Below are 22024 nucleotides of genomic sequence, written 5' to 3' on the forward strand. Positions count from 1 at the left end.
TCTCTTACCACTTCAACCAGTTTAAATCGTCTACGTCAGTCGATTGCCGGTTGCGATAAATAGTAATAATCAATGCCAATCCTACGGCAACTTCAGCAGCTGCAACGACAATTACAAAAAGTGCCGCTACGTGTCCTGTCAGCAAATAGTTAACACCAATCTTTTCGTTCCAAATAAATCGATTGAAGGCAATAAAATTGATATTAACGGCATTTAGCATTAGCTCAATGGACATGAGAACAGCAATAATATTTCTCTTGGCAAATACTCCGTACAGTCCGATACAAAAGAGCATAGCCCCAACCAAGAGGTAGGTCGAAAGCCCAACACTAAAATTTCCTATCATTTGCTCTCGTTCACTCCCTTCGCCAAGATCACAGCACCCACTAAAGCTACTGTAAGCAGTACGGCTGCTGCTTCAAAAGGAATCATATACCGAGTGAGCAAGAGGAGTGAAAAGTCCTCAGCTGATCCGCCGCTGGTCCAGGGTGCAGCCAAAACTCTCCAATCCGCATTTGTAAAAACTACTAACCCAATGACAACAAAGAGCAAGCCAGAAACCAACGCTCCTGCAAACCAACTCTTGTTTTCAGTATTGCTCTCACAAATATCTCCACGCAAGGTCAACATCACTGCGAAGATGACCATAAGCGATACTGCTGCTGTGTAGATCAACAACTGAACAGCTGCCAGGAAATCTGCATTCATCAAGATATAAAGCACAGCCACTCCGGAAAAAGATAGAGCTAGATAAAGCGCGCTGTGCACAATGTTCTTGGAGGTGACAACCATCCAAGCCGCTGCAATCGATAGGATTGCAAAGATAAAGAAAACGATAGTGCCCATGCTCACTCCACCTTTCCTTTTCGTTCGGCGCGCTTAATCATATCCCATTGCATGTCTTCCGGCTCATATATTGCGTTTTCAAATTCTTGAGTCACTTTTAAAGCCTTAGTCGGACAAACTTCAGCACACATACCACAGAACAAGCAACGACCTACGTCCATATGATAGGTCTTAAGAACTTTTTTATTGGCTTCATTCTTCTCGCTGGTCAATTTGATAACTGAGTTAGGGCAAGCCATAGCGCACATATTGCAGGAAATGCACTTATCCTTTTCAAGCCCCATGGAACTACGCACCCGAATCGGAAGATTAGGCTTTTCCTCCGGGTAGAACTCAGTGATATTCGGACCGACCATGCGTTTGAAGGTGATGCCTAAACCTTGTAGTAAACCTTTACCAAACACTGTGTCACCCTCCCATCACGAATCGATAGATGTAAATCCCCAGACCCGTTAACAAAATGTTTACTATTGAAAGCGGTAACAAAACCTTCCAAGCTAAATGCATCAAATGGTCAATACGAATTCTTGGGAAGGTCCAGCGAACCCACATCATGATGAAAATCATAACTCCAACTTTCATAAAGAACCAAACATAACCAGGTAAGAAACCAGGACCTTGCCAGCCGCCTAAAAAGACTGTCGCAGCAAGTGCTGACATGGCTGTCATGTTTCCGTATTCACCGAGGAAGAATAATCCCCAACGAAGTCCTGTGTACTCTGTAAACGGTCCGGCAACTACCTCCTGATCCGCTTCTACCAGGTCAAAGGGTGCTCTATTGAGCTCCGCCAAGCCAGCTATCATAAAAATAACAAAGGCTATGGGTTGAAGGACAATAAAAGGTATTGTGTCTTGGGCTTCTACGATAACCCCTAAATTAAAGGACTGAGTAATCATGACAACCCCTAGTAAAGAGAAGAGTAAAGGGATTTCATAACTGATCATTTGAGCTACTGCCCTCATACCCCCTAATAAGGAGTATTTGTTGTTGGAACCCCAACCGGCCATTAAGAAACATAGGGTTGAAATGGAGGAGATAGCTACAAAATAGAAAATTCCTAAGTCAATATCTATTGGCGCCATTCCTCTTCCATAAGGTATAACTGCCAAGGTCATCATCGGGAGGCAGAAGATAATCATCGGCGCAATCTTAAAGATAAACTTATCGGCACCTGCCGGGGTAACATCTTCTTTACCCATGAGTTTTAATGCATCAGCTATAGTCTGAAACCATCCCCGCGGACCGAGACGATTGGGCCCTGGCCTTTGTGAAGTCCAGCCTGCTACTTTACGTTCAAGTAAGATCAAAATTAAAGCAGCTAAGACAACAATAATAACCACAATGATAAAATTAATGACATTCATGGTTAAATTAGCCCAAACTGAGTGGGGATCCGCAAAAAGACCACGGATGAACTCCGCAATAATCAAAAACAGATTATTTAGAGTCTCCATCAGGTATTTTAGAGTCTCCATCTTATTCTCCCCTCATCGCAATTTACTACTTATCAACTTCACCCAATACAGCATCCAGGGTGGCAAAAATAGCGACAACATCTTGAATTTTCCATCCTTTAGCTACTATCGGAAGCATCTGTAAGTTAATGAATGTAGCGGGTCTGATACGAAGTCGTGAAGGTTTGGTCGTTCCATCACTGACGATATAGAATCCTAGTTCCCCTTTAGGGTTTTCTACACGATGATATACTTCCCCAACAGGAGGTTTGATAACCTTAGGAACCTTGGCCATGATTGGACCGCCTGGAATATCACGCACTGCTTGCTTAATAATTTTTATACTTTCCACTATCTCATCCATCCGAATTATGGTACGATCATAACTATCGCACCCTGTTCGAACCGGAACCTTAAAGTCAAACCGATCATAGATACTGTAAGGTTCTGCTTTTCGAACATCAAAATCTACACCCGAGGCTCGTAATACCGGACCGGTAATTGAAAGGTTTTCAGCCATTTCCTTGGTCAAGATACCAACATTCTTTAAGCGCCCCATGGCAATTTCATTTCCGAAAAAGATGCCATAGTATTCTTCCAGCATCTCTGGGGTGTCATCTAGGAAGGATTGTAAGGCAGGCCAAAATTCTTCCGGTGGCTCTGCACTCATTCCTCCGATTCTCATAATATTGACAGTCAAGCGACTTCCGGCAGTCATTTCGTACATATCGCAAATTCGTTCACGATCTCGGAAAGCATAAGACCATGCTGACCACCCCGCCATATCGAGTGCTGTACTGGCTATACAGACTTGATGGCTGGCGATTCTGGCAAGTTCACCAAAAATTATCCGCAGATATTCTGCTCGTTCCGGAATTTCAACCCCCATGAGCTTTTCAACAGCTTGTACGTAAGCCCAGTTATTATGTGGAGAGGCCAAGTAATCCAAGCGATCCGTATATGGAATAAACTGAGAGTAGGTACGACTTTCAGCTAGTTTTTCCATTCCCCGATGCAAATACCCAAGTTTAGGATCAATATGAGTTACGGTTTCTCCTTCTAAATGGACCACCATGCGGAACAAACCGTGCATACTCGGGTGCTGGGGGCCCATGTTTAATACAAGTTCTTGTGTTTTATCAATAGACATGACCTTACCCCCTATTCCCCTTCTATTCGTGTACGCACTATATTTCGAACCTCAATTGGTTCAGTCACGTAGTCTTTACGCAATGGATATCCTTCGAAATCATCCCACATATAAATTCGTTTCAAATTGGGATGACCTTTGAACTTTATGCCAAACATGTCATAAGCTTCTCGTTCCAGATAATTGGCACCCTCCCAAACATGAGTTGCAGAATCAATCACCGGATTTTCACGATCCACTATCGCCTTTACGCGTAAAAGCTGTGGGCCATGGAGACTTGATAACTGGTAGACAACTTCAAAATGATCACCACAGTCAACTCCACATAAGTCGTGCAGAAAATCACATGGAACAAAGGGGAATTCTTTAGCCCCCCTTAATACTTCAATGATATAGGGCGCTTGGACTTTTAACACAAGTACCCCAAGACTTTCTTCGACCACACCATTAACCCGGGCGGCAAGTTCGTCTACATATCGGCTTAATTTTTTATTTTCCATGTCTCATTAACCTCACCTTAGCGGGATTTGAAACTTTATATTGCAGTTGCAAAAGCCCATAAATTAAGGATTCTGGCCTCGGAGGGCACCCGGGAATGTAAACATCTACCGGTAAAAACTTATCAACGCCTGCCAACATAGAGTAGGAATCTACAAAAGGTCCCCCTGCATTTGCACAGCTTCCCATAGCAATGACCCATTTTGGCTCAGGCATCTGATCATAGATTCGTCTTAATAGTGGAGCCATCTTTCGGGTACAGGTTCCCGCTACAATCATGAGATCCGCTTGACGTGGTGAAGCACGGAAAACCTCATAGCCAAAGCGTGAAATGTCATACCGAGGTCCACCAGTTGCCATCATTTCAATAGCACAGCAAGCCAAGCCCAAAGTAACCGGCCAGAAGGAATGGCCTCTTGCCCAGTTCAAGGCCTTGTCAATAGTTGTAACTAATACGTTTTTTTCCATTAATGTTTCTTCTTCACGAAGACGTTTCTCAGAGACTACATCCACTCTAGAGCACCTTCCTTCCATGCATACCAGAAACCAACTAAGAGGATAACAATAAAGATGAACATTTCTACAAAGGCAAATGTCCCCAGTTTTTGGAATGTTAAGGCCCAAGGATATAAGAAAATCGTTTCTACACTAAAAGCTGCAAAAACTAAGGCGTACATAAAATAATTGCTCTTAAACCCGAGCCACGTTTTTCCGATGGTCTCGTTACCACATTCGTAAGTCGTTAACTTTTCTTTATGTGGTTTATTAGGTGCCAACAGTTTCGGCATAATCATCATAATTATCGAAACTGCAATCGCACCTACTAGAAACACACCTACTCCAGCGAAGTTATTATCAGGCATTTACTTCCCTCCCTTCATAAAAATTTCCGATTGCATGCTTCTATTAGCTAAGGATATTGTGCCACAACCATGGAATTAGGTCAATTTAACAGTATTTTCTTTTCTTTCATTAATTTCTTTAATTTCTTTTGTTTCTTTACTTTCTTTTCCCTTTTTTTAGTTTCTTTTCTTAACTTTCCTAACTTTCTTTTCTTAGCTAATAGAAGTTTCCTGCTTCACCGGAGCAAAGCTTTTGCGGTGAAGCGGACAGGGCCCCAAGCGCTTTAGAACCTGCATGTGGTCACTGGTGCCATATCCTTTGTTTTTTGAAAAGGAGTATTCTGGATAGAGAGAATGGAGTTGAACCATTAACCGATCACGCGTCACTTTCGCTAAGATTGAAGCCGCGGCAATTGAAGCACTTATGCGGTCTCCACCTATGAGCGGAAGCTGGGGAATTTGCACGTCTGTAAGGTTCAATGCATCTATTAGTAAATGATGAGGGCGAATTGTTAAACCTTCGATGGCGCGTTTCATCGCTAATTTTGTTGCCTGTAATATGTTTAAAGCGTCAATCTCAGCTGGTTCAGCGCTTCCGACAGCATAATCAATCGCCTGTTTTTGAATTTGAATAAAGAGCTTTTCACGTTTACTTTCTGTTAGCATTTTGGAGTCATTCAGTCCGGGTAGTTCAAACTTTGCCGGAAGTATACAAGCTCCGGCAACAACCGGGCCGGCGAGGGGCCCACGGCCAGCCTCATCCACACCTGCTAACAACAAATAACCCTGCTTCCATAGTTTTTTCTCTTCAACGAGCAATTGCTGTATACGAGCTTGTTCTAGTTCTTGAACTTGCTGGAACTTAAGTAGTTTTTCAGCAAGCTTTCGAACCCCTTGACGCGGGTCGTTCTTACAAGCACATATCATACGAGGGGAAGGATCCTTATAGAGTGCTTCTTGAACTTCCCGAATATTCATTTGGGATAACGGTTCCACACTTTTCTCCTCTTCTCTCCCTAAAAATTCAGTTCGACATGCAGAGACATTTCCCTTTATTTAGGTATCAGTCTTCAATATACACATAATAATCTGAATATTTTGCAATAGTACTAATTCAGATGATCCATGGTTATTGATCCCAGTTGTCCCATACGTAGATCTCTTAAAAAAATTTGAGCAGCCTTAAGAGTGTCGATACGCCCACCATGGATCAAGCATCCGCGTTTTCGTCCTATACTTTCTAACGTAACCTCCGGTTCTGAGATTTTGTACCGTGCCAATGAATCAGGGGAATATTGATTAAACCACTCAATAACCCAACTTGATAATTCCTCAATATCAAACACATCATCTTTTATTGCTCCAAGGGCGGCCAGCTTTCGGCCCACCTCCAGATCGTCAAATTTTGGCCATAGCATTCCCGGTGTGTCTAACAGCTCTACTCGTTCGTGAATTCTTACCCATTGGTTTCCTCTTGTAACACCGGGTTTATTACCTACTTTTGCTTGAGCTCCACCAGTCAGCTGATTAATTAAAGATGACTTTCCGATATTAGGAATACCGACAATCATTACTCGTATCATCTGTTGACGAATACCCTTTTCAGCTTGTCTTGCCTGCTTAGCAAGAACCATCCGCTCTAATTCCGGTACAATCTGTTTGATACCAACCCCTGAGGTTGCACTCACAGCATAAACTGGGCCTGATTCTTTTAAGTACTTAACCCATTTCGATGTCCAATTAGGATCTGCTAAATCAGCTTTATTCAATAACAAGAGTCTTGCCTTACTACCAAGCAATTTATGCAGCATCGGGTTACGACTACTTACCGGTATTCGAGCGTCAGCTAGTTCTAAAACAACATCCACCCACTTTAGCTGTTCTGTCAAAAGCCGTCTCGTTTTAGCCATATGTCCTGGAAACCATTGAATACTCATTTAAATCCTCTTCATTCCTCTACAAACTTTATAGTCTATTTAATTTAAATCGCTTTAGATATAAATCTAAAACGATTTAATGGATAGTATACTAACCAGGCCTTACCCAAAAGATATTCTTTAGGAAGGAGGCCCCATTCTCTTGAATCTTCACTCTCCCGACGATTATCTCCCAAGACAAAGACTTTACCCTCCGGCACTACCTCTGGGCCATAGGGTGGATAATCCCCTGGCTTAACATATGGCTCAGGAATATCATCCCCATTTACAAAAACTTTATTATCTCGTAGTTCTACCGTTTCGCCTTCTGCAGCAATAACTCTTTTGACAAAGGTTCTCTTTATATCCTTAGGAAAAGCAAAGACAACAACATCTCCACGAGTTGGTGCCCAAAAACGATATGACAAACGATTGACTAGGATATGATCCCCCGGGGCCATACCCGGTTCCATGGAAGGAGATGGAATTAAATATGGTTGAAATACCCACAAACGAAGTCCCCCACCGATTAAAATTAGTACGCCGATAATTCCTAGCAGCCATTTTGCCTTTGATCTTTTATTTTCCATTTTAACGCTCCCCTCTTGAACTACTCTTTAGTATTAACAAGATTCTTCGGAGCATACACAATGAAAGATAAAAATCGTTTATAAAATGTTCTCGGGCGGATACTATAAACTATATGTAATGGGAATTATACTCCTGATTTAGTATCAGAGACTTTGCTGGCGCCAAAAACACTGTCTTTGCACGAATTAACCATCTTGCAACTTTTAGGCGCAGGCGGCCGTTATAGTCCACTTATGCTTAGACCAAGACACTGTCTTCACACGGGTTAATCCTTCTTGCAGTATATAGGGCAAGTTTATACTTTCTGATAGTAAAAAAAAAGAGCCAGATTGCTCCAGCTCATTTTTTCCCTAGCCGATACGACGGTCGCGAATCCGAGCCGCCTTACCTGAAAGACCACGTAGATAGTTAAGCTTAGCCCGGCGAACAATACCTCGACGAGCCACCTCGATTTTTTCCAAGCGAGGTGAATGTAAAGGGAAAGTTCGTTCTACCCCGACTCCAGCGAAGACACGTCGAACTGTAAAGGTTTCACGAATGCCGCCATTCTTCATTGCAATGACAACCCCTTCGAAAACTTGGATACGTTCACGAGTTCCCTCAACAATACGGACATGTACACGAACTGTATCACCCGGCCGGAAGTTAGGAAGATCCTTTTTCATTTGTTCTTCTTCAATCATGCGAATATAATCCATTAAAAAACCCCCCTTCCTTGCCTAGATGTTCATACACTGATTTTCAGCCAGCGGACCATCTATTATCAGACCTATTTATTTTATCACAACCAATTATGATATGCAATAAATTTCGATTCGATAGTGTTGTTTTTAATGCCCGCGTAAACGATCTAAGATAATTGAAACTGCAGAACGTACAGATAAGTGATTGTAATCTGTCGGTCCATAAATCGGCTCCAAGATACGATCCATCTTTTCAACATCCTCTTTAAGCAGTCCCCAACCCGTTCCAAATAATAGCAGAATGGGAGTCCCATTATTCTCTATGTCCTCTCGAAGCTCAGAATAAGCAATGGTATTGGCATATTTTCGTGCATCCGTTGCAACCTTTATGGGCCCGACTCCATGTTCTGCTTCGATCTCTTCATAGACTTGATCCAGATCGACTGCAATTTTCACTCGAGAGAATGCTTCCTGACGATCGGGATTATACTCTGCCCCATATCCCTCTTGCCAAAAACCCATAATCCGCTTAGCTAAAGCACGCTGAGCTTCTGCAGGATGAACTACATAATATCGTTTTATACCATAAGTCGTTGAGCATCTGGCTATATCATGTAAATCTAAATTAGTAATTGAGGTAGCAACTGTCTCCATGTTTTTATTGTAGACAGGATAATGAACTAAAGCCAAGTAGACATCTGACATATATTAAAAATCACTCCTAACGAACTACTAAAACAGAGACAAACTCTCGTCTATTTGTTCCTATTTGAAGATCGCCTCTGTCGTTTTGGTGGAGGGGAAAGGTGCTGCCATTTCCTACGCCATCTGGCAAATTCCTCGTGTTCCAGGGTAAGTTCCTCTAATAATGAATAATCATCCAGGCCAAACTCCAGGTTCTTGATTAGATCTGGGCGTCTTAAAAATGTTCGCCTGAGCGACTCTTTTCTCCTCCAGCGCTTTATCTGGGCATGATGGCCAGATAACAAAACCTCCGGCACCATACGTCCTTCAAAGTCCGCCGGACGAGTATACTGAGGGTATTCCAACAACCCTATACTGTGCGAATCCTCCTCAGCAGATACCTCTTCTCCTAGAACACCAGGAATGAGCCTCACTACGGCATCAATCATTACCATGGCAGCTAGCTCTCCTCCTGTTAAAACATAGTCCCCTAAGGACACTTCCTCATCCGCCAACTCGCGAATGCGTTCATCAAATCCTTCGTAATGCCCACACATAAATACAAGCTCTTGATGAGTAGACCACTCTTCAGCTTTCTTTTGATGAAACACATGTCCCTGAGGAGACATAAGGATTAACTTCCGATCATGACTAACCTGAGGCAAATCTCTTATAGCTGCAAAAATCGGTTCAGGCTTTAAGAGCATTCCTGCTCCCCCTCCATAGGGAATATCATCAACATTTTTATGCTTACTAACTGCATAATCACGAAAGTTAACCAAGTTAATCTCTACTAAACCAGCTTCTTGCGCTCGTTTTAGAATACTTTCATTTAAAGGAACAAACATTTCTGGAAATAGGGTTAAAATTGTTATTTTAATCATATGTAGATATCCTCCAGCAAAGTCATGGCTCAATATGTCGTTTGCAATTCTTGCGATTCGGACTCCTTAATCTCGAAGCCCGGGTGGAAGAATAACATCCATGCGCCGTCCAGAGACGTCAACATTCTTTACAACACTTTTAAGAGCCGGAATGCATAGTTCTTCTTTAACCCCTTTAACGATATAAACGTCGTTTGCTCCAGTTTCCAAAACTTGGCTGATAGTTCCCAGTAATACATCTTCTTCATAAACCTGCATTCCCTCAAGCTCAAAATAATACCATCCCTCTTTAAGAGGTAGCACTTCTGAGCGATCAATCCGAACTTCACACCCTCGGTATTTTTCCGCTTGATCCGCAGTAGCTATTCCCTCAACCGCCAGCAATACAAATTCCATTTGTAAACGGGCTTCGATAACTTTAAAGCGTTGATTGGTCGTCCCACTCCGCAAAATAACTTCCTGCAGTTTAAGAAATCGTTTAGCGTTATTAGTCAACGGATAGACCCTTAACTCCCCGCTAATTCCATGCGGACGCAACACTTCTCCAATCAGTACTTCATCCATAATCCCAGCCCCTTTCAGGTTATAGATAGGTTTAAAACGTTGAGAAGGGCAAAAGCCCTTCTCAACGTTATTGATCAATGTCCATATGAACTCGGCGCCCATCTTTAACGGCGGCCGCTTTAACCAGCGTACGAATAGCGTTTGCGATCTTCCCTTGTTTCCCAATCACTTTCCCCATATCATCAGGTGCGACTGTGAGCTGTAAATGCACACTCTTTTCAGTCTCCGTTTGAACAACGAGAACTTGGTCTGTCTGATCCACTAACGCTTTCGCGAGGATTTCTACAAGTTCCTTCACAGGAACCACCCCCCAAACTCTACACTTAGTTCTTGGACTCGTGGAATTTGGTTAAGATACCAGCTTGACTCAGCAAAGACTTTGCAGTATTTGAAGGCTGAGCTCCAGTTGATAACCATTTCATAGCCTTTTCCTCATCAATGTTCAGAACTACAGGACTTTTTGTTGGATCGTAATATCCAATTTGTTCAATGAAACGACCATCACGGGGAGCTTTAGCATCAGCAATTACCATACGGTAGAAAGGATTCTTTTTAGCACCCATGCGGCACAGACGAATTTTTGTAGCCATGTTTTCACCTCCTCCAGTTCGAGGTTCGTAGTTCGAAGTTCGAGGTTCGAATGTTTGTCATTCTAGATCTCACATCGCCCATTTACCCCTAGATTAGCTAACTAGACTTTAAGACAGAGTATTTAACTCGATTAAAGTAAGTTTATTATATAAACAACGCTAGAATATAGCGTGTGTCCATCGAATTCGAGGTCCGAAGCCCCCCCCCTTACACCGTCGGGAACGGAAATTTCGGTTTCTTACCCTTCTTGCCCTTTTTTCCGCCTCCAAGCATACCCATGCCGCCACCTGAAAATTGCTTCATCATCTTTTGCATTTGTTCAAACTGCTTTAAGAGACGTCCTACGTCTTGAACTGAGGTTCCGCTTCCTTTAGCGATTCGTTTTTTACGTGAATCTTTTATAATTGCTGGCTTCCGGCGTTCTTCTGTCGTCATCGACCGGATAATAGCTTCAATATGTGCAGTGTCTTTTTCATCTATATTAACATCTTTTAACTGTTTCCCTACTCCGGGAATCATTTCTAAGATTGAGGAAAGAGGGCCCATTTTTTTCATCTGCTGCATCTGATCAAGAAAATCGTCAAGAGTAAATTCCTGTTTGCGCAGCTTTTGTTCCATTTCTTTGGCCTTTTTCTCATCAAAAGATTCCTGAGCCTTCTCAATTAAAGTAAGAACGTCACCCATTCCCAGAATTCTGGAAGCCATACGATCAGGATGGAAAGCTTCAAGGGCATCCATCTTTTCCCCGAGGCCAATAAATTTAATGGTGCACCCAGTCACTGCTTTGATCGAAAGAGCTGCGCCCCCGCGAGTATCTCCATCTAACTTTGTGAGAATTACACCATCAAGCCCGAGGTCTCCGTGGAAGGACTCAGCTACATTAACCGCATCTTGTCCTGTCATAGCATCTACAACCAGCAAGATTTCGTGAGGTTTGACAGACCCTTTAATATCCCGCAGCTCGCCCATCAATTCTTCGTTAATGTGCAAACGTCCGGCTGTATCAATTATGACCACATCTTGTCCATTCTGATTGGCATAGGTAATACTCGCTTTAGCAATATCTCTCGGATTTTCCTCTCCCATAGAAAAAACCGGCACATTCAGTTGAGCTCCTAGAACCTGCAACTGTTTGATCGCGGCTGGACGGTAGATATCGCATGCAACAAGCAGAGGATGTTTCCCTTGTTTCTTAAGCATGTTGGCCAACTTAGCTGCGTGAGTAGTTTTTCCCGCTCCTTGAAGACCAACCAACATAATCACTGTAGGAGGCTTTGAGGCAATCAAGATTTTACCGGATGCCCCTCCCATAAGGTCGATCATTTCTTCATGTACAACTTTAATAACATGTTGTGCCGGTGAAAGAGATTCTAGGACTTCTTGACCAATTGATCGTTCCTTTACTTTGGCAACAAAGTCCTTAACAACTTTAAAGTTAACATCCGCCTCCAATAAAGCAACACGAACTTCACGCATAGCCTCGTTGACATCTGCTTCCTTTAACTTGCCCTTTCCTTTAAGCCTCTTAAATGTTTCTTGGAGTTTTTCGCTTAGTCCTTGAAACATGCCTGTCCTCGCTTTCGATTTGATCCACTTACAAATATCTCTACATAGCCTGTGTTTAATTACAAGGCTTTGTCTTTTAGCTTCTGATATTAGATCGCTGAGATCTTGACAAAAACATCTTCAATCATCATCCGGATTTTAAGATGTCGCTCATAGGCTTCCTGACAGGAAAAATCCTGTTCTTTTAGTTCTTCCAAAACGCTCTGAACTTCAAGCAGCTTCTCCCGTTCAGTCCAAAACCTCTGGACGAGCCCTAGTTTATCCTCGTATTCTGTGAGGATCCTTTCAGTACGTTTGAGCAAATCATGTATAGCCTGACGGCTTATATTTTCAACTTCAGCAATCTCAGTCAACGAAAGATCTTGCTGATAGTGAAGGTCCCAGACATTTCTTTGCTTATCTGTTAGCAGCGGGCCATAAAAATCAACTAAGAGAGCCCTTTTGGCGAGTTTCTCCATGGCAACCCCCTGTAAAGCGTTTTTACTTTACAACGGAATATTAGACTAAATTCTTTTCTTTGTCAAGTGTTATTACTTAACATTCAATTCAAGCTCAATTCGCTTTGCTCTCATCTCTGCTTCTTGACAAATTTTGCTTAAATCCAAGGTTAATAGTTTACGCTCTTCCATCAGTAACTTTCCATCTACCATCACCGTTCGGACATCACCGGCATGGGCCGAATAAACCAAGTGGGCGGGAATCGAAAAACGCGGATAAAAATGAGCTTGATCCATATCGATTGTGATCAAATCCGCCTTAAATCCCGGAGCTAATACTCCGACATTTTCAAATCCTAAAGTTTGCGCACCACCAACTGTTGCCATTTCCAGAACCTCATAAGCGGGAAGTGCAGTTGGATTAACCTTAAGTTTTTGTTGGAAGGATGCTGAGCGCATTTCTCCAAATAGATCAAGATTGTTATTACTTGATGCACCGTCCGTTCCAAGGCCTACGACAACTCCCTGGGATCGCAGTTCAGTAATAGGTGCTGTTCCACTGCTCAACTTCATATTACTTTCCGCATTATGGGCTACGCAGACGTTTTGGCGATGAAGTATTTCAATATCCTGTTGAGTTAAATGCACACAATGGGCGGCCACGACGTGCCCACCAAATAGCCCAAGTTCATCTAGCCATTGGACGGGGGTTTTCCCATATTGTTCTTTCAGTATATTAACTTCATCTTGAGTCTCCGCTACATGAATATGAATCCCTACATTTAATCCGTCGGCTTCCGCTTTAACTTTCTTCAGATACTCTGCAGAGCAAGTATAAGGGGCATGAGGACCAAACATGATGCTGACTCTGCCATTACCTGCTCCGTGATATTGGCGAACCAGTCCGATATTCTCTTGTAAGGCATTATCCCCGTTGGGCCCATTACCGATTAGTCCTCGAGAGAGAACAGCACGAGTTCCCGCCTGAAGGACTGCCTCAGCAACCCGCTCCATTGAAGCATACATATCCAGCATCGTCGTAGTTCCGGAGCGGATCATTTCACAAAGCGCCAATAAAGTACCCCAGTAAATATCCTCATCCGTCAATTTATCCTCGAAAGGCCACACCTTCTCATTTAACCAAGGCATTAGCGGCAAGTCATCTGCATAGCCCCTGAGAAGCGTCATCGCAGCATGAGTATGAGTGTTAATCAAGCCGGGCATAACCACGTCATTTGGTAGTTCCAAAATCCGATCAGGTACAAACCCCTCTGGAGACGAGCCTTTCTCACCTACTGAAACAATTAGATCATCTTCTATACAAATCTCTCCCTGAGGAAAGAACGCATCCGCTCCGGTCATGGGTAAAATCATAGCACGAATTAGAATTTTAGACATTGTCTTCCGTCTCCTTACAGCCATCATCAAGAGTTTAAAGATTAACGGCGTAGACTATGGGATTACTCCCATTAATTTAAGATCGAACCATTAATTTAAGGAGATTAACCGAATACGGCGCTGTTACAATTCCCTTTTCGGTAATTATTCCTGTAATGTATTTTGCTGGAGTAACATCGAAGGCCGGATTAAAGACTTTCACTTCTTCAGGTGCTACCGCTACTCCAAAACACTCTCTAACTTCATTTGCCGGCCGTTCTTCAATGGGTATTTCCTGACCATTGGCTACTTTCAAATCTATCGTAGATGTTGGTGCTGCCACATAAAAAGGTATTCCATGGGCATTTGCCAAAACAGCTACAGAATAAGTCCCAATTTTATTTGCTGTGTCCCCGTTAGCAGCAATTCGGTCAGCACCAACAATAACAAGATCAACTTTCCCCTGTTGCATCAAATAACCTGCCATGTTATCCGTAATAAGTGTTACCGGGATTTTTTCTTGCAGAAGTTCTAACGCAGTTAAACGCGCTCCTTGTAAAAGAGGTCGTGTTTCGTCTGCATAAACATGAACCATTTTACCCGCAAAATGAGCACTTCTGATAACCCCCAGAGCAGTTCCATACTCTACGGTAGCCAAAGCTCCAGCATTACAATGAGTGAGGATATTTGCTTTATCAGGTACAATCTCATTACCGACTTCCCCTATCAGTCGATTCATCCGACGATCATCTTCAGCTATTCGATTAGCTTCTTCAGTAAGAACTCGACGCACATCTTCTAAGTCATCCATATCCCAACATTCACGCAATCTATCTTCCATTCGCCTTAGTGCCCAAAATAAGTTAACAGCCGTTGGACGAGTTTCCGCCAATCTGGACTGTACCTTTTCCATAAAGCTCGGCAAACCATCTCTATCTCCTTGGTACTCTAACGCTCCTAATACAAAACCATAAGCAACAGCAGCTCCAATTGCCGGCGCACCACGTACTTCCATATTTTCAACAGCTTCAGCTACACCCTCATAAGACACTGCATCCCGATAAAGGATTTCTACTGGAAGCTTGCTTTGATCTAATATGCGCAAAGCATTCCCTAGCCATTCAATCGATTTCAACGTCCCACCACCTCTCTAAAATTTACCGACTTCGGCATTTGCCGAGGCACATAGACATTTCTGACTAGGTGTCAATAACTCAAAGGTTGCTTGAATGAGCTGTGCAACATCTATCTCTAATTTCTTAATACTCTCCATTACCTCAGAATGGCTTAACGGATGATCAGCAATCCCTGCTGCTTCATTGGTAACCATTCCAATGGAGGCGTAACACATCCCAAGTTCCCGAGCTAAAACAACTTCAGGAACACTTGTCATTCCGACAAGGTCAGCTCCAAGATATTGAAACATCCTAATTTCGGCTGGAGTCTCAAACCGGGGGCCTTCTGTACAAACATAACATGCTCCGTTCTTAACCACAAGTCCCAGATGTTCTGAAGCATTAATAATTATTTGCCGAACAGCGGCGCAATAGGGGTCGGTCATATCCACATGGAGAACACCGTCTGGCCCTCCTTCGTAGAAGGTCTGGGGCCGACTCTTTGTGAAATCTAGAAACTGATCCAGTAAAACCAAATCGCCCAAACGATAATTTGAGGACAGGGAACCTACTGCAGCAGTTGCTATTATTTTACGTACTCCGAGCTCTCGCAGAGCCCAAATATTACCTCTATAATTCACAAGATGTGGAGGAGTTGCATGATTTTGCCCGTGACGACTCATAAAAACTAAATCATGATCAGTATCTTTCCCAATAGTAGCTTCTACAGTTCCATAGGGAGTTTTAACAGAGATAATTCGTTGTTCGCTCAATGCAAAGTGGTCAAGCCCTGTTCCACCAATAAGAGCAAAATCTATCAGAATCTCTCCCCCTCGTCATTTTTTCCAAAAAGTGCCGCGGCAAAATCCTCAGGATCAAAGGGACGCAAATCTTCCATACCTTCCCCAATTCCTATCCATTTCACAGGTATTCGAGTTTCCCCTTGAATTCCTAACACTACTCCCCCTTTCGCAGTGCCATCTAACTTAGTTAAGACTATTCCCGTAACACCAGCCACTTCCTGAAAAAGCTTTGCTTGCTGCAAAGCATTTTGTCCTGTCGTGGCATCTAATACCAATAATACCTCATGCGGAGCCCCAGGAATTTCTCGTTCCATAACCCGTTTAACCTTCCGCAACTCTTCCATCAAGTTCACTTTATTATGAAGACGCCCGGCAGTATCCACAATCACAACATCAACACTCCGCGACTTAGCTGCTTGTACAGCGTCATAGGCAACTGCCGCGGGATCAGCACCTTCACGTTGCTTAATTATTTCAACTCCGGCTCTCTCACCCCAAACCTCCAGTTGATCAATGGCAGCCGCCCGAAAAGTATCCCCAGCAGCCAACAAAACACGCTTTCCATCCTGTTTCAACCAATTAGCAAGCTTACCAATTGTGGTAGTTTTGCCCACCCCATTGACCCCAACAACAAGAATAATACTTGGCCCTTGCTTAGCGAAAGTAATGCTTGATTTCTCTCCCAGTAATTCTGAAATTAATTCTTGAAGCACCGCAGTCAGCTCATTGGGATCTGAAATTTTACGTTGTTTAACTTCCTTACGCAACCGTTCAACCAATTCGAAAGAAGTGTTAACACCCACATCTGAGCGAATTAACACCTCTTCCAGTTCTTCATATAACTCTTCATCGATTTTCTTACGCCCCGTGAAAACCTCTTCAACCTTTTCCACGAAATTCTGCCTTGTTTTAGTAAGACCTTCTTTAAGCTTTGCAAAAAAACCTGCCATGGTTTGATCCTCCCTAATCGTGGTTGGTAGTTCGATAATTCGAACGGCATTATTAAGGCGTAACTTGCGCCTTTACCAGTTATTATTCCTCGTATTTATATTCTCATTATAAGCATTGTAATACAAGCACTATATTTCAATAAGTTACCTATTATTCGAATTAAACCTAATATGTACATGAACATGTATCAAGACCTGATGCCGGAAGGCGCACATGATATGTGCCTTCTCCCCAGCAACGTCCCCCCGTTCCTAGACCCAAGACGCAGTGTCACACGAGCGCGACGTCTTTACGTAAGCAGCTACTTCCGCCGAGCTACCTCCAGACTTAAACATGCACCAAGACCCAAGCCGGAAGGCGCACATGATATGTGCCTTCGCCCGAGCAAACGTCCCCCCGTTCCTAGACCCAGGACGCAGTGTCACACGAGCGCGACGTCTTTACGTAAGCAGCTAAGCAAACTTCCGTTCAAGCGACCCCAGACACGGGGCAGTGCACAGGACGTGCACTGCCGCCAATGCGCCATGGACGGCGCTTTTGGCACGATAGTCTCCGGTGGAGATTATCGCCGTAGGCGGGTTCTTCAAAACAATACCTATCGCCGAAGGATGAACCCCGCTCCCCAAAGACAAGAGCTTGAACGGTTAGTTTGCTTTGCGTCGTAAGCACCGAGCGCTGTGTCACACAAGTCCGGCTATGCGCTCTCCGGCCTCTCTCCTCGTCCATCAAGCTTAACAGAAAGTAACTTCGAAACCCCGGATTCTTCCATGGTTATCCCGTATAAGACATCAGCCGATTCCATAGTTCCTTTACGGTGTGATACAACAATAAATTGAGTTGAATGTGATAGCCGGTGAATATATTGGGCAAATCGCTGAACATTAGCATCATCCAGTGAAGCTTCAATCTCATCTAGAATACAAAAAGGACTGGGTTTTACTCTTAGAAGAGCAAATAGAATTGCGATTGCAGTTAAGGCCCTCTCTCCCCCCGATAACAGGGACAGAAGCTGTGGCTTTTTACCTGGAGGCTGAGCGATAATCTCAACACCTGTTTCCAGGATAAGTTCCGGATCTACTAATTGAAGTTCGGCATGACCGCCGTCGAAGAGTTCCTTAAACACCTCTTGGAAGGCCTCATTTACAGCCTTAAAGCTTTCAGTAAAGCGTTCGCTCATGGTTTTATCAAGCTCAGAAATTAATTGCCGTAATGTTTGATTGGCTTCAATTAAGTCTTCTTGCTGAGCCAACATAAATTCTCTTCGTTTAAGGATTTTAGGGTATTCTTCAATAGCTGCCTGATTTATAGGACCTAATTCTTCAATTTGTCGTTTGATTTCCTGAACCCTTTTCCATAGAACCGTCCTATCTTCATCTGTTTGATACAGCATTCCCTCTTCCCAAGTCAGAGAAAATTCCTCAGATAGGCGATTTAGAGCTGCCTCGCATTCAGTTTCCCAACGGACGACTCGGATTTCATGGGCGTGAAGACGCTGTTCAAGAGTACGGGCCTCCTGCCGTATACTATGAAGCTCCTGATCCAATTCAAGGACTCTGCTCGACAACCCTTCTCTAGCCTGTCTGGATTGCATTAGCTCATACTGCTGATTCTCCTGGGCTTTCGAATGTTTAGCTAGTTGTTGGCTGAGGGACTCTAACTCCTGCTCAACACTCCATCGAGTTTGCTCAATATCAGCTTTTCTCTGTTTTTTCTCTGCAAGGTTCAACTCACTTTCACGAACCCCTTTACGTTCTTGGGAAAGCTGCTCCATGCATTGCGTTAGCTCTTGCTCCCATTTAGCAAGTTGGATTTTCTCTTGAGTAAGCTTCTCGGTATAGGTTTCAATTTCTTCTGCTACGATCTTGGCTTCAGATTCTCTGTGGTTATATGCCTCGCGCAAATCAGCCGAAGTTCTTTCCGCAGTCCCCATGCTTTCAGTTAAACTGGTTAAGCGTAAAGTTAATTCATCCTTCTGGGTTATAGCTTCCTTACATCGCTGCCTTAATCCCAATAAATCCCCAGCTAATCGACGTAATTGACTTAACACGTTTTCGTGCTGGGCCCTAAGCTTGACCTGCAGTTCTTGCTGATTCCTAAGTTTCAGGCCCAAGGACTCCAGAATCTCCTGTTGTTCCCTAAGGCGTTGATCATTAGCTAGACATTCACGCTCTTTCTGAGTTAAGTCTTTCTCCATTTTCCCCAGAGATATGCGCAGTGTCTCAATTTCCCGAGAGCGGCCGAGCAAATTTCCACCTTTACGCTGAATACTTCCCCCGCTCAGAGACCCACCCGGATATACCTGATCTCCCTCAAAGGTCACTATCCGAAGTTTATACCCAGAGGCTCGTGCAATCCTAGTTGCTGCCTCCATATCTGTTACAACAACAATCCGTCCAAGCAGGAACTCCATGGCTGGCAGGTATGAATTGTTATACGTAATTAAATCTACTGCGAGACCGATATAGCCCTCATCCTGGGCAACAACCTTACTCACAGACATCCGATTTCCCTGAATGACGTCCAGAGGAAGAAAGGTCACTCGTCCTAATTGATGGGCTTTTAAATAAGCAATAGCTCTTTTTGCGGAGTGTTCATTCTCTGCAATAACATTTTGCATCCCTGCTCCGAGAGCAGTTTCTACAGCAAGTTCATATTTCTCCTCAACAGTGATCAGGTCAGCAACCGTCCCGCATAGACCTTGGCAATCCTTTAATCCCTTTTTCTTGGCTAGCATCACCTCTCGAACCCCTCGCTGATAGCCTTCAAGGGAGTCTTCTAAGGATTGCAAGGCATGTAGTCTGGCCCTAGCTTGATCACTAAGAGTTCTCTGTTTCTGTAGATCTTTTGCTCTTTCAATACCTAAAGCTTTAAGCTTATTTAATTCCGCCCTATGCTCTAACTCTTCTTTTTCTGTAGCTTGAGCTTGGATTACAAGCTGATTGAGTTCTCTTTCCTGGTCAGCGCTTGTGGCAAGCAGAGATTCATTTTCTTTGTTTTTTAACTCTTGCTCTTGTTCTATGCGAAAAATGTCCTGCTCCAGAGAAGCAAGTGTATGGCGAGTCCCTGTCAATTCATTTGAACAATTCGCTTGCTCAGTTAAAGCTTGGAAAAGGTCTGCTTTTAAACCTTCGATATCCTTGGCTAAGGTATTTTCTCTAATACCTGATAATTTCTGTTCCTGGTCTGCTACTTTGCGCCGAGTTTCTTCAACGGTATGATTTAAGATGGCTTGTTTCGCAACTAGTGTTTTAATCCGCTCCTGTAAAAGCTTAACCCTTTCTTCATCCCCATTGATCTCTTGGGTTAACCTATCCGTTTGCTCGTCAAAATAATTAAACCGCTCTTTGCGGAGGTTCTGGTCATGTTTTAGAGAATTCAGAGCTTGTTCTGACTGAAAAACTCGCTCTTGCTTTTGCTGAAGTAGAGTGTCTAAGCCTTGCAATTCATCCTTTAGTTGTAAACTTTGAGCTTCTTTCAGACCTACTGTTGCTTGTGCTTCCAAAGCACTGGCCTGAAGATTACCAAAATCTTGGCCAGCTTTTAATAGTTTCTGTTTGACCTCAGAGATGTCTTGAACAACCCCAAGAATTTCAAGACGTTTTTGCTCTTGCATCAAGGCAAGGCTCTGTTCGGCCACTTGGGCTTGGGCAGCCAGAGGAGTCAGTTGTCCCTCAATTTCTTGTACAATATCATTAATACGTTCGAGGTTCAAGGTCGTTGCATCCAGACGCTTTAAAGCCTCACGTTTTCGCGAACGATACTTAGTAATCCCCGCCGCCTCTTCAATTAATGATCGACGTTCTTCCGATTTGAGGGTTAAGATTTCCTCAACCCGCCCCTGCCCAATGATCGAAAACCCTTCTTTTCCGGCTCCCGTATCCATAAAGAGTTCTTGAATATCTTTAAGACGACAAGCAGCCTTGTTAATGAGGTATTGCCCTTCTCCATCACGATAGACTCTGCGGGTAATTGTTAACTCGCGAAAGTCCAATGGAAATATTCCAGTTGTATTATCAAAAATCAGAGATACCTCTGCCATTCCAACTGGCCGGCGCTGGGTACTTCCCGAAAAAATAACGTCTTCCATTTTTGATCCACGTAGGCTTTTGGCACTTTGTTCCCCTAAGACCCAGCGAACTGCATCTGCAACATTACTTTTTCCGCTCCCATTAGGACCGACGATAACGCTTAATCCCTGACCGAGCTCTAATTTAACAGCATCAGCGAACGACTTAAATCCCTGAATATGAATCCCCTTTAAGAAAACCGGGAAATTCTCAGGTTTAGTCATCGTTCTCACTCCCCCAAAAGTCTAAGACTTGCTTCGCGGCATGTTGTTCCGCTTCCTTTTTCGTCCGGCCTGTACCTTTCCCCATTAAATCCCCTTCCACAAAAACCCCCGCAGTAAAGCACTTATTGTGGTCAGGCCCTTCTTCTAAAAGAATCTGATAACTGACCTCTTTTTCGTCCCGTTGAGCCTTTTCCTGCAAAACGGTTTTGTAGTCTCCATAATTTCCTTTGGCCACTTCTTCAATAGCTGGTTTAAGTAACTCTAGAATTACTCTTCTAGCCTCCTGAAAACCGTATTGTAGATAAATTGCTCCAATCACCGCTTCCCACGCATCAGCCAAAATCGATGGCCGTTCTCGCCCGCCTGAAACCAGTTCTCCCTTACCTAATAACAACTCTTGCCCTAACTCAATCTCATGGGCCTTGCGTGCTAAGGTTGTTTCATTAACCACAGCAGCTCTCATTTTCGTAAGTTCTCCTTCCGGACGATCCGGATAACTTAAATATAAGTATTCTGCAATGACAAAATCCAAGATTGCATCTCCCAAAAACTCCAGGCGCTGATTATTTTCTCGACCAAACTGCGGATTTTCAAATACATAGGAAGGATGAGTTAAAGCAGTGGTAAACAACCGATTCGGAGGAATACCTAATTCTAAGCGTTTAGCCAACTTAACTCCAGGTTCAATCTTAAGAGATGTCAAGGCGAATTTTTTTCGCCCTGACCTCCCTCCTGCTTTCTTTGAATTATCTCCTATGCTTGATTTCTTTTCAACCATGC

At 43.4% G+C, this 22024-nt stretch carries 25 protein-coding genes; all 25 read right to left on the reverse strand.

What is annotated here, in order from left to right:
- Positions 1–4: 4 nt before the first annotated feature.
- The gene (nuoK, locus tag BLS16_RS00180) at positions 5–346 is read right to left on the reverse strand and encodes an NADH-quinone oxidoreductase subunit NuoK (RefSeq protein WP_014904462.1); all 342 of its coding nucleotides are present in this window, start codon (positions 344–346) and stop codon (positions 5–7) included.
- A complete protein-coding gene (locus tag BLS16_RS00185; protein ID WP_014904463.1) occupies positions 343–846 on the reverse strand; it encodes an NADH-quinone oxidoreductase subunit J family protein in 504 nt (167 codons plus the stop codon). Before BLS16_RS00185 ends, nuoK begins: the two co-directional genes overlap by 4 nt.
- A gap of 2 nt (positions 847–848) precedes the next feature.
- Positions 849–1250, reverse strand: coding sequence for a NuoI/complex I 23 kDa subunit family protein (locus BLS16_RS00190; protein WP_034598634.1), 402 nt, complete (start codon positions 1248–1250; stop codon positions 849–851).
- Between the two features lie 4 nt (positions 1251–1254).
- Entirely contained in the window at positions 1255–2301 is a 1047-nt protein-coding gene (gene nuoH, locus BLS16_RS00195) for an NADH-quinone oxidoreductase subunit NuoH (protein ID WP_427846361.1), read from the reverse strand.
- Positions 2302–2347: 46 nt separating this feature from the next.
- Positions 2348–3451 (reverse strand): NADH-quinone oxidoreductase subunit D, encoded by a 1104-nt coding sequence (locus BLS16_RS00200; RefSeq protein WP_034598633.1) that lies wholly within the window; start codon positions 3449–3451, stop codon positions 2348–2350.
- An 11-nt stretch (positions 3452–3462) separates the two neighbouring features.
- Entirely contained in the window at positions 3463–3951 is a 489-nt protein-coding gene (locus tag BLS16_RS00205) for an NADH-quinone oxidoreductase subunit C (RefSeq protein ID WP_092328452.1), read from the reverse strand.
- Positions 3941–4462 (reverse strand): NADH-quinone oxidoreductase subunit B, encoded by a 522-nt coding sequence (locus BLS16_RS00210; protein WP_014904468.1) that lies wholly within the window; start codon positions 4460–4462, stop codon positions 3941–3943. The genes BLS16_RS00205 and BLS16_RS00210 overlap by 11 nt, the downstream gene beginning before the upstream one ends.
- Positions 4453–4812: an NADH-quinone oxidoreductase subunit A gene (locus BLS16_RS00215; RefSeq protein ID WP_014904469.1), complete on the reverse strand. Its 360-nt coding sequence runs from the start codon at positions 4810–4812 to the stop codon at positions 4453–4455. Before BLS16_RS00215 ends, BLS16_RS00210 begins: the two co-directional genes overlap by 10 nt.
- A gap of 192 nt (positions 4813–5004) precedes the next feature.
- The gene (locus BLS16_RS00220; RefSeq protein WP_176786019.1) at positions 5005–5787 is read right to left on the reverse strand and encodes a ribonuclease HII; all 783 of its coding nucleotides are present in this window, start codon (positions 5785–5787) and stop codon (positions 5005–5007) included.
- 113 nt (positions 5788–5900) lie between these two features.
- Entirely contained in the window at positions 5901–6728 is an 828-nt protein-coding gene (ylqF, locus tag BLS16_RS00225; protein ID WP_092328455.1) for a ribosome biogenesis GTPase YlqF, read from the reverse strand.
- A 44-nt stretch (positions 6729–6772) separates the two neighbouring features.
- On the reverse strand, positions 6773–7297 hold the full coding sequence (gene lepB / locus BLS16_RS00230; RefSeq protein WP_092328457.1) for a signal peptidase I: 525 nt from the start codon (positions 7295–7297) through the stop codon (positions 6773–6775).
- 351 nt (positions 7298–7648) lie between these two features.
- The gene (rplS, locus tag BLS16_RS00235; protein ID WP_014904473.1) at positions 7649–7996 is read right to left on the reverse strand and encodes a 50S ribosomal protein L19; all 348 of its coding nucleotides are present in this window, start codon (positions 7994–7996) and stop codon (positions 7649–7651) included.
- Between the two features lie 132 nt (positions 7997–8128).
- Positions 8129–8686 (reverse strand): RNA methyltransferase, encoded by a 558-nt coding sequence (locus BLS16_RS00240; RefSeq protein WP_092328460.1) that lies wholly within the window; start codon positions 8684–8686, stop codon positions 8129–8131.
- A 50-nt stretch (positions 8687–8736) separates the two neighbouring features.
- Positions 8737–9549: a tRNA (guanosine(37)-N1)-methyltransferase TrmD gene (trmD, locus tag BLS16_RS00245; RefSeq protein WP_092328462.1), complete on the reverse strand. Its 813-nt coding sequence runs from the start codon at positions 9547–9549 to the stop codon at positions 8737–8739.
- Positions 9550–9615: 66 nt separating this feature from the next.
- A complete protein-coding gene (rimM, locus tag BLS16_RS00250) occupies positions 9616–10113 on the reverse strand; it encodes a ribosome maturation factor RimM (protein WP_092328465.1) in 498 nt (165 codons plus the stop codon).
- Positions 10114–10180: 67 nt separating this feature from the next.
- Positions 10181–10411: a KH domain-containing protein gene (locus BLS16_RS00255; protein ID WP_014904477.1), complete on the reverse strand. Its 231-nt coding sequence runs from the start codon at positions 10409–10411 to the stop codon at positions 10181–10183.
- A gap of 25 nt (positions 10412–10436) precedes the next feature.
- On the reverse strand, positions 10437–10703 hold the full coding sequence (gene rpsP / locus BLS16_RS00260) for a 30S ribosomal protein S16 (RefSeq protein WP_014904478.1): 267 nt from the start codon (positions 10701–10703) through the stop codon (positions 10437–10439).
- A gap of 208 nt (positions 10704–10911) precedes the next feature.
- Positions 10912–12270, reverse strand: a complete 1359-nt coding sequence (gene ffh / locus BLS16_RS00265; protein WP_092328467.1) for a signal recognition particle protein — start codon at positions 12268–12270, stop codon at positions 10912–10914.
- An 89-nt stretch (positions 12271–12359) separates the two neighbouring features.
- The gene (locus BLS16_RS00270; protein ID WP_014904480.1) at positions 12360–12728 is read right to left on the reverse strand and encodes a putative DNA-binding protein; all 369 of its coding nucleotides are present in this window, start codon (positions 12726–12728) and stop codon (positions 12360–12362) included.
- A gap of 72 nt (positions 12729–12800) precedes the next feature.
- Positions 12801–14105: an amidohydrolase gene (locus tag BLS16_RS00275; RefSeq protein WP_092328470.1), complete on the reverse strand. Its 1305-nt coding sequence runs from the start codon at positions 14103–14105 to the stop codon at positions 12801–12803.
- 76 nt (positions 14106–14181) lie between these two features.
- Positions 14182–15219 (reverse strand): S-methyl-5-thioribose-1-phosphate isomerase, encoded by a 1038-nt coding sequence (gene mtnA, locus BLS16_RS00280; RefSeq protein WP_092328472.1) that lies wholly within the window; start codon positions 15217–15219, stop codon positions 14182–14184.
- Between the two features lie 15 nt (positions 15220–15234).
- Positions 15235–16017 (reverse strand): S-methyl-5'-thioadenosine phosphorylase, encoded by a 783-nt coding sequence (gene mtnP / locus BLS16_RS00285; protein ID WP_092328475.1) that lies wholly within the window; start codon positions 16015–16017, stop codon positions 15235–15237.
- Entirely contained in the window at positions 16017–16952 is a 936-nt protein-coding gene (gene ftsY, locus BLS16_RS00290; RefSeq protein ID WP_014904484.1) for a signal recognition particle-docking protein FtsY, read from the reverse strand. Before ftsY ends, mtnP begins: the two co-directional genes overlap by 1 nt.
- A gap of 695 nt (positions 16953–17647) precedes the next feature.
- On the reverse strand, positions 17648–21244 hold the full coding sequence (smc, locus tag BLS16_RS00295; RefSeq protein ID WP_092328477.1) for a chromosome segregation protein SMC: 3597 nt from the start codon (positions 21242–21244) through the stop codon (positions 17648–17650).
- Complete coding sequence (rnc, locus tag BLS16_RS00300) at positions 21237–22022, reverse strand: ribonuclease III (RefSeq protein WP_092328480.1); 786 nt, start codon at positions 22020–22022, stop codon at positions 21237–21239. The genes smc and rnc overlap by 8 nt, the downstream gene beginning before the upstream one ends.
- Positions 22023–22024: the final 2 nt, after the last annotated feature.

The organism is Desulfosporosinus hippei DSM 8344 (assembly GCF_900100785.1).
Lineage (GTDB): Bacteria > Bacillota > Desulfitobacteriia > Desulfitobacteriales > Desulfitobacteriaceae > Desulfosporosinus > Desulfosporosinus hippei.

Bases quoted from the DNA above. Each gene is read 5' to 3' on its own strand.
- nuoK (WP_014904462.1), bottom strand. From the start codon at position 346: ATGATAGGAAATTTTAGTGTTGGGCTTTCGACCTACCTCTTGGTTGGG.
- BLS16_RS00185 (WP_014904463.1), bottom strand. From the start codon at position 846: ATGGGCACTATCGTTTTCTTTATCTTTGCAATCCTATCGATTGCAGCG.
- nuoH (WP_427846361.1), bottom strand. From the start codon at position 2,301: ATGGAGACTCTAAATAATCTGTTTTTGATTATTGCGGAGTTCATCCGT.
- BLS16_RS00200 (WP_034598633.1), bottom strand. From the start codon at position 3,451: ATGTCTATTGATAAAACACAAGAACTTGTATTAAACATGGGCCCCCAG.
- BLS16_RS00205 (WP_092328452.1), bottom strand. From the start codon at position 3,951: ATGGAAAATAAAAAATTAAGCCGATATGTAGACGAACTTGCCGCCCGG.
- BLS16_RS00215 (WP_014904469.1), bottom strand. From the start codon at position 4,812: ATGCCTGATAATAACTTCGCTGGAGTAGGTGTGTTTCTAGTAGGTGCG.
- ylqF (WP_092328455.1), bottom strand. From the start codon at position 6,728: ATGAGTATTCAATGGTTTCCAGGACATATGGCTAAAACGAGACGGCTT.
- lepB (WP_092328457.1), bottom strand. From the start codon at position 7,297: ATGGAAAATAAAAGATCAAAGGCAAAATGGCTGCTAGGAATTATCGGC.
- rplS (WP_014904473.1), bottom strand. From the start codon at position 7,996: ATGGATTATATTCGCATGATTGAAGAAGAACAAATGAAAAAGGATCTT.
- BLS16_RS00240 (WP_092328460.1), bottom strand. From the start codon at position 8,686: ATGTCAGATGTCTACTTGGCTTTAGTTCATTATCCTGTCTACAATAAA.
- trmD (WP_092328462.1), bottom strand. From the start codon at position 9,549: ATGATTAAAATAACAATTTTAACCCTATTTCCAGAAATGTTTGTTCCT.
- rimM (WP_092328465.1), bottom strand. From the start codon at position 10,113: ATGGATGAAGTACTGATTGGAGAAGTGTTGCGTCCGCATGGAATTAGC.
- rpsP (WP_014904478.1), bottom strand. From the start codon at position 10,703: ATGGCTACAAAAATTCGTCTGTGCCGCATGGGTGCTAAAAAGAATCCT.
- ffh (WP_092328467.1), bottom strand. From the start codon at position 12,270: ATGTTTCAAGGACTAAGCGAAAAACTCCAAGAAACATTTAAGAGGCTT.
- BLS16_RS00270 (WP_014904480.1), bottom strand. From the start codon at position 12,728: ATGGAGAAACTCGCCAAAAGGGCTCTCTTAGTTGATTTTTATGGCCCG.
- BLS16_RS00275 (WP_092328470.1), bottom strand. From the start codon at position 14,105: ATGTCTAAAATTCTAATTCGTGCTATGATTTTACCCATGACCGGAGCG.
- ftsY (WP_014904484.1), bottom strand. From the start codon at position 16,952: ATGGCAGGTTTTTTTGCAAAGCTTAAAGAAGGTCTTACTAAAACAAGG.
- smc (WP_092328477.1), bottom strand. From the start codon at position 21,244: ATGACTAAACCTGAGAATTTCCCGGTTTTCTTAAAGGGGATTCATATT.
- rnc (WP_092328480.1), bottom strand. From the start codon at position 22,022: ATGGTTGAAAAGAAATCAAGCATAGGAGATAATTCAAAGAAAGCAGGA.